General features: G+C 35.1%; 9 protein-coding genes. All 9 read right to left on the bottom strand.

Features of this window, described 5'->3' with window-relative positions; translation table 11 throughout:
• A partial coding sequence (locus V7164_RS01595) for a glycosyltransferase family 2 protein (RefSeq protein WP_335353294.1) occupies window positions 1–783 on the bottom strand: 783 nt, incomplete at its 3' end.
• 137 nt (window positions 784–920) lie between these two features.
• Window positions 921–1,769: a flagellin gene (locus V7164_RS01590; protein WP_335347047.1), complete on the bottom strand. Its 849-nt coding sequence runs from the start codon at window positions 1,767–1,769 to the stop codon at window positions 921–923.
• 127 nt (window positions 1,770–1,896) lie between these two features.
• Entirely contained in the window at window positions 1,897–2,121 is a 225-nt protein-coding gene (gene csrA, locus V7164_RS01585) for a carbon storage regulator CsrA (RefSeq protein ID WP_335347048.1), read from the bottom strand.
• Between the two features lie 2 nt (window positions 2,122–2,123).
• Window positions 2,124–2,573, bottom strand: coding sequence for a flagellar assembly protein FliW (fliW, locus tag V7164_RS01580; protein ID WP_335353293.1), 450 nt, complete (start codon window positions 2,571–2,573; stop codon window positions 2,124–2,126).
• A gap of 19 nt (window positions 2,574–2,592) precedes the next feature.
• Window positions 2,593–3,144, bottom strand: a complete 552-nt coding sequence (locus tag V7164_RS01575) for a DUF6470 family protein (protein WP_335347050.1) — start codon at window positions 3,142–3,144, stop codon at window positions 2,593–2,595.
• A gap of 48 nt (window positions 3,145–3,192) precedes the next feature.
• A complete protein-coding gene (flgL, locus tag V7164_RS01570; protein WP_335347051.1) occupies window positions 3,193–4,083 on the bottom strand; it encodes a flagellar hook-associated protein FlgL in 891 nt (296 codons plus the stop codon).
• A gap of 9 nt (window positions 4,084–4,092) precedes the next feature.
• A complete protein-coding gene (flgK, locus tag V7164_RS01565) occupies window positions 4,093–5,661 on the bottom strand; it encodes a flagellar hook-associated protein FlgK (protein WP_335347052.1) in 1,569 nt (522 codons plus the stop codon).
• 20 nt (window positions 5,662–5,681) lie between these two features.
• On the bottom strand, window positions 5,682–6,167 hold the full coding sequence (locus V7164_RS01560; RefSeq protein WP_335347053.1) for a flagellar protein FlgN: 486 nt from the start codon (window positions 6,165–6,167) through the stop codon (window positions 5,682–5,684).
• Between the two features lie 17 nt (window positions 6,168–6,184).
• Entirely contained in the window at window positions 6,185–6,448 is a 264-nt protein-coding gene (gene flgM / locus V7164_RS01555; protein ID WP_335347054.1) for a flagellar biosynthesis anti-sigma factor FlgM, read from the bottom strand.
• Window positions 6,449–6,464 lie beyond the last annotated feature (16 nt).

Raw genomic sequence — 6,464 nt, 5'->3', positions numbered from 1 at the left:
GAATATTTCCATTGAATCTTTAATTAAATTAAGACCCTCTCTATATCTCTCCAACTGAAACAAACAATCTCCCATTGAATAAAGAAGGTAGGTTAAATAAATTTGATTTTTACTTAAAGGATAAGATTTTTTAAATTGTTCGAGCGCTTTTTTATAATCCCCACCTACTTTGTATTGAATACCTAAATTGAACAAATTATATCCTGTGGGATTATTTTCCACCTCTTTTTCAAGAATTCTCAAATTCCGATCGAACTTTTTCTTTTTACTATATGTTTCTTTTTTATATCCATCGTGATGAATAACAAAACCAGCAAAATCATTAGTCAAATTATTAAAATCATGAATATTCAAATGCTCATGAATTTTACCATAGTATTTAAGGTTCATCTTATTTTTAAACAGCCTTATAGCTTGGTGTATTGTTATGTAACCGCCATCCATATAATTCTTTAAATTAATAATATAGAAATCTTTCTTCTCATTGATTACCATTTGAAGATTAGTATCTTCATCTAAATATTCATCTGCATCTAGGACTAAAATATAATCAGATTTTGCCTTCTCTAAAGAAAAGTTTCTTGCAGCGGCAAAATCTTTATCCCATTCATAAGTAAAAATACTGGTCTCAAATTCTTCTGCAATGCCTATAGTTGAATCCGTTGAGCCAGTATCAACAATTATGATCTCATCCACTTGATTTTTAACACTTTCAAGACATCTTCTAAGGTACGTTTCCTCGTTTTTTACAATCATGCAAAGTGATATAGTGTTTTTACCCATGTTAGCCACCCTTTTGTTTCTAATGCTTCATTTCTAATATCGACTTTTTCATAATAATATTAAGCACTCAATAATTTTCAATATAAACAAAAAAGAGACCCTAGAAAAAGTCTAAGATCTCTTTAAATAATTAATTATTAACGAAGAAGTTGTAGAACTCCTTGTGGCTGTTGGTTAGCTTGTGCAAGCATAGCCTGAGCAGCTTGAGTAAGAATGTTGTTCTTAGTCATAGCCATCATTTCTTTCGCCATGTCTACGTCACGGATACGAGACTCAGCAGCTTGAAGGTTTTCAGAAGTTGTTCCAAGGTTGTTAATAGTGTGCTCTAAGCGGTTTTGAACAGCACCAAGGTTAGAACGGTTTTGAGAAATAGTGTTAATAGCTGTTTGAATTTTATCTAAGTTTCCTTTTGCAGCAGTATTAAGCGTACCGTCAGTTGTACTTGTTACACCTGAATTTAAATTAGTTAATTGAGTTGTAGAAACTCCAATTGTACTTGAAGTAGCATCTACTAATTTTAACGAAATTGTCTCACCACTATTTGCACCAACTTGGAATGTTAAAGAAGATGATGAATTTAAGATGCTCTTAGTATTAAACTTCGTTTGATTAGCAATACTATCAATTTGCTGTGTTAGTTGAGTAACCTCTTCTTGAATTTTATCAGTATCTGAAGTTGTTAATGTTTCGTTCGCTGCTTTTGTAGTTAACTCAGCCATACGTTGAAGCATTGCATGTGTTTCGTTTAATGCACCTTCAGCAGTTTGGATTAAAGAGATTGCATCTTGAGAGTTAGCAGATGCTTGGTCTAACCCACGGATTTGGTTACGCATTTTTTCAGAGATTGCAAGACCTGCTGCATCGTCAGCTGCACGGTTGATTCGGTATCCTGAAGATAATTTTTCCATAGATTTAGCTGAAGCATTGTTGTTGTAAGTTAATTGACGATGAGTGTTCATCGCTGAGATATTGTGGTTAATTCTCATTTTAATTTTCCTCCTTGAGTTTGAAAGTTCCCACATCCATGTGGTTAGTTTGACATAGTAATTGTCGGCCGACTAAATTCCTATGTGACTATCTATTATATCGACACAATTCTCGTAAGTTTTACATTTATTTAGTATTTTCTTCTAATATTTTTTTTAGGTCGAAATTTCCTTTTAATGCATTGATATTTTCTAGTTCGGTTTTGACGATTATTTCTTTGCGAAGGATTTCAACATCCTTTGGTGCTTTAATACCGAGCTTTATCTGCTCTCCATCTATTTCTAAAATGGTAATTTCGATATTTTCATTCAGGATAACACTTTCGTTCTTTTTCCTTGTGAGAACTAACATGATTATCCCTCCTGACCCTTTTGTTTGTTGTTATTTACTAATAGATGCTTTGTATGATAAGTTTCGGTATTTAGTATGGCTTGTTTCGCTTTTTTTATTTTTCTGTTAATAATGACTGGAGCTTGTAGATTGATCGTAGAGGTTGAAAGGGATTCTCCTAATGTAATAATTGAATAGACTTGGATATCTTTCTCGTCCTGAATATTTAGTTGATTTTCAACTGATTTTTCAAGAACAAATTCATATTCTTTATAGAAAGAAAAAGGTTCAGCAACAACAAATCCTAGTTCCTCATTGTTTACGGATTGAAGGATGCTCAATGGCGAGTCAGATCCAAGCGGAAGGATCACAAATTCCTTTTCATTTGGAAAACCAGGAATTCCACTACTAAAAAAAATCTTTTCCTCTTCGTTCACTTCGATTTCTTCGTGGTATCTTGTATTAATTTTCATTTTTATCACCACACAGCCTTTATAATTTAAAATCTATTTTCAAGGAAGGAGTTTGTTCCATATAAATATCGACACGACCCGGAATGTACTCATGAATTGGACGATTAATTTGCACTTGAATATTTGGTTTATTTCGCTTCCATTCTATATCTACTTTTGAAGGTGTATATTCTACTTTAACACTGTTTTGTGAAGGAGTATTCCCGGTATTAAATACAATATCATGATCCAACGCACGATTTGCATGATTCACAATTGGATTTCCTCCATTTTCAATCATCATTAGCTCAGCTCCTTCTTGAACTGTTTTGCTAACATAATTCATAAAAGCCTGATAACCTAGCTGAGCATTTTCATCTCCTCTTTTAAAAACAGACTTTAAATCCAGGTTTTCTCGTGCTAGTGTTTGATCAATCGTTAATCTACTGGGCTGGCGATTGATTATCATTTCGGCTGGAGGCTGTTCAATGCTTAAATCAGCTTGTGGCTGCTCAATATTTTGATTGGGTTTAGTGATATCTAACCCAATTTTTCCGACTTGTGATTCAATGCGAATTTGTGGAATTTGCATAATATTATCTCCTATAAAGAAAAGCTATCTAAACAGATAGCTTTATTCTTACCTTAAAAAGTCAACTAATGTTGGCTGGATGATTCTAGAACCGACACTTAGTGCCATTCTATGAATACTTTCCTGTGTTTGTAAGTCTAATATGACTTTTTCTACATCGATGTCTTCATTTTCCGACATTGTTTTAGTAGCAATAATTTCTTGAGAATCTAAGCGATCTTGAATCATCTCTACACGATTCATGGAAGCACCAATACTAGATCTTGCTGAAGTAACCGTATTTAAATGATTTTGAAAGTTTTCAATAAAATTGCTTAAATCTGGGTCATTTCCGTTTTTCATTGCATCTTGCAGATCTTCCAGATCCTTTAGCATCCCGCTTGTTTCTGTACCAAATACATTCGCTCCTAAATAATTGACTTGAAGCTTGATTCCTCCAGAAACTTCAATATTAATGGCATCTGTATTGTAATTGGTTTGTATTTTATTTGCTGCATCAAATGATACTGGTGCATTATAAATATCCGAACCATTAAAAATATACTTACCAGACAACTTTGTATTCGCTATTGAAACAAGTTGCTTTTTAATTTCTTCAATTTCATTTTCTATTTTTTTTCGATCTGAATCCGTTACGGTACCTGTATTTGCTTGATTTACTAATTCACTAATTCGGTGGATAGATGACCCAGCCTTATCAAGTGCATCTTCAGTATTTTCCAGCCATACATTCACTTCAGACATATTTCTTTTATATTGTGAAACATCATTAACACTTGTCCTGTAAGAAATCCCTTTAAAAACAACAACCGGATCATCGGATGGTCTAGAAATTTTCTTTTGTGAACTAAGCTGTTCCTGATATTTGCCCAATTTTTGGTAGCTACCACTTAAATTACGTAACATATTATTGGTAAGCATCGATTGTGTTACACGCATTTTGTTCCCCTACCTTCCGACTACGCCCATGCCATTAATAATTTTATCAAGCATTTCATCGATTACTGTAATATTTCTTGCTGAGGCATTATAGGCATGCTGAAATTTAATTAAATTTGACATTTCTTCATCCAGCGACACCCCTGATACTGATTGCCGTTGATAATCAACAGTATCCAATAATACTAATGTATTTTTTGATAATACGTTCGCCTCTCTCGTCTCAACACCAAGTGAAGAAATTAGCCCGCCGTAGAAGGATTTAATATTTCCGCTCATCTTTAAATTAACTTGTGTATAATCCTTTAGGTCAATTGGGTTTCCTGTAGAGGGATCAAATACCTGTGCTTCAAATGCAGAAAGATCCTTTCTTAAGACATCTGCTAGCTTATATCCATTATCTCCATTTCCTTTGCCGTTCACTGAAGCAGCAATTTCATTCGGATTGTTAATTGCCACTGAAATTTTACTTGCTGCACCCTTATAATCAGTGACATCATTAAAAAAGTCTTTGCCGTTATTGCCGTCTAAATCAATTCCGTTTTTATGGATATGATTAAATTCTTTCAATAATGTAAAAGCCAATTTATCAAGCTGGTCTATCATATCAGGATACCGTCCAACCTGGTTTCCTGTTTGATTTACATATCCGAATGCCTCGATATCGGCTTTAAGAGAGCCTTTTGCAAAATTTTCTACTTCAATTGGTGAACCAGAACCAATCGATAAAGATTCGATGTAACCGTCATTATCAGCTTTGTAAGATAATTTGTTTGGATCACCGTTTATTGTATTTTTATCTACAAGTGTTCCTAAGCTCTTCCCTATAGGATTTAAAATTTCTATTTTGTAAGTTCCCTCTGCAATAGGTGATGGCAATCCTCCGCTAGGCTGAGTTGTCACCTTAATATCTACTAATTGTGAAAGTTCATCAACAAGACGATCTCTTTCATCGTACAGATCATTCGGCAGATCCCCGTGAGGCTCTACCTGATTAATTTGTTTATTGATATTATTAATCTGAGAAGCTAGTGTATTTATTTTTTCAACGTTTACTTTAATACTCTGCTTCAAATCCTCGCGAATGGAATTTAGAGAGGCAGACAGATAATTAAAGGTGTCAGCAAGTGCATGCCCTTGTGCTAATACACTTTCTCTAGCTCCGCTCTCATTAGGATTTGTACCTAATGTTTGCAATGAATTCCAAAAATTATCCATTGCCGCTGATAGCCCCTCGGAAGTAGGCTCGTTCATTACATTTTCCATCCTAGTCAACGCATCAGACTTTGATCCGTAATAACCTAATTTATTGTTCTCACTTCTAAATCTAGCATCAATAAAGCTATCCCGGATTCTCTGAATGCTTCCTGCCTCTACACCTGTCCCCATTTGACCAGGTAGATAGGGGCGGTTAAGACCATTAGCAGGATAAGGAGAAGTTTGCTGAAAATTAACCCGTTGCCGCGAATACCCCGGCGTATTTGCATTTGAAATATTATGACCCGTGGTATATAAAGCACTTTGTTGGGTAAACATACCGCGGCGAGCAGTTTCTAGGCCCATAAAGGTTGGACGCATATTCTTGTTCCTCCGTTCTATTAAGCTTCCGAGTTAAACACACTTGAGGATTGATGTTCAGAAGGCTTTTGATTTTTCGAGGGCGGCCCATAGTTTATATTTGTTGGCTGAGGTCGAAGCAAGCCCATCGAAAAATGAACAAATTGAAGTGATTGATGGATAAGCTGCTGATTTAAATAATTTTTCTCCTTTAAGCTATGTACTATTAAAGAAAGCTCATTTACCATCTTTGAAAGCCTGTCTTGTTCTACAGCTTCAAAGCTCTCAAGACAATCTGAAACTGTCGGCTGTTCAACATGAGGAACCATTGCCCTAGCTGCCTTTTGACGCTCTTTTTCCGTTTGCTCAATCGCCGCAATATGCGTTTGCTCATCCTTAAGCATAAGATCGAGGGCTTCCATGTCCCCGGTTTTAATGATGTCTGTTTTTTTGACTGCAAGCTCGTAAAGGCTTTTATGGAGCTTGAGCAATTTTTCTATAGATGCTGATAAGGCTTCGGCGGACATGAAAGGTTCCCTCCTACTTATTTCTTATAAAAATCGATAATGCTCTTCGCTACTTCTTTTGGGTTGACTCTATAAGTTCCGTTCTCTACTTGAATTTTCAATTCGTCCACCTTTGCTTGTCGTTCATTTGCAAAATGGGAGACTTGCTGCATTTCCTTTGCAGACGCTGAAATTTCAACTTTATCAGTAGCTTTATTCATGGACTTTGATGCCTGATCAAAATTACTCATTTGGCGTTTATATGGATTCACACCTGATGATCCAAAATTATTAATTTTCAATGTTTATCCCTCACTT

Origin of the sequence: Bacillus sp. JJ1474, from assembly GCF_036965225.1 — a bacterium.
GTDB lineage: Bacteria > Bacillota > Bacilli > Bacillales > Cytobacillaceae > Cytobacillus.
Note: the sequence above shows the minus strand (reverse complement) of the source record. Positions and strands in the feature narration are given on the sequence as shown.

Excerpts from the sequence above, each read along its gene's own strand:
- V7164_RS01590 (WP_335347047.1), bottom strand. The coding sequence starts at position 1,769 with ATGAGAATTAACCACAATATCTCAGCGATGAACACTCATCGTCAATTA.
- csrA (WP_335347048.1), bottom strand. The coding sequence starts at position 2,121 with ATGTTAGTTCTCACAAGGAAAAAGAACGAAAGTGTTATCCTGAATGAA.
- fliW (WP_335353293.1), bottom strand. The coding sequence starts at position 2,573 with ATGAAAATTAATACAAGATACCACGAAGAAATCGAAGTGAACGAAGAG.
- V7164_RS01575 (WP_335347050.1), bottom strand. The coding sequence starts at position 3,144 with ATGCAAATTCCACAAATTCGCATTGAATCACAAGTCGGAAAAATTGGG.
- flgL (WP_335347051.1), bottom strand. The coding sequence starts at position 4,083 with ATGCGTGTAACACAATCGATGCTTACCAATAATATGTTACGTAATTTA.
- flgK (WP_335347052.1), bottom strand. The coding sequence starts at position 5,661 with ATGCGTCCAACCTTTATGGGCCTAGAAACTGCTCGCCGCGGTATGTTT.
- V7164_RS01560 (WP_335347053.1), bottom strand. The coding sequence starts at position 6,167 with ATGTCCGCCGAAGCCTTATCAGCATCTATAGAAAAATTGCTCAAGCTC.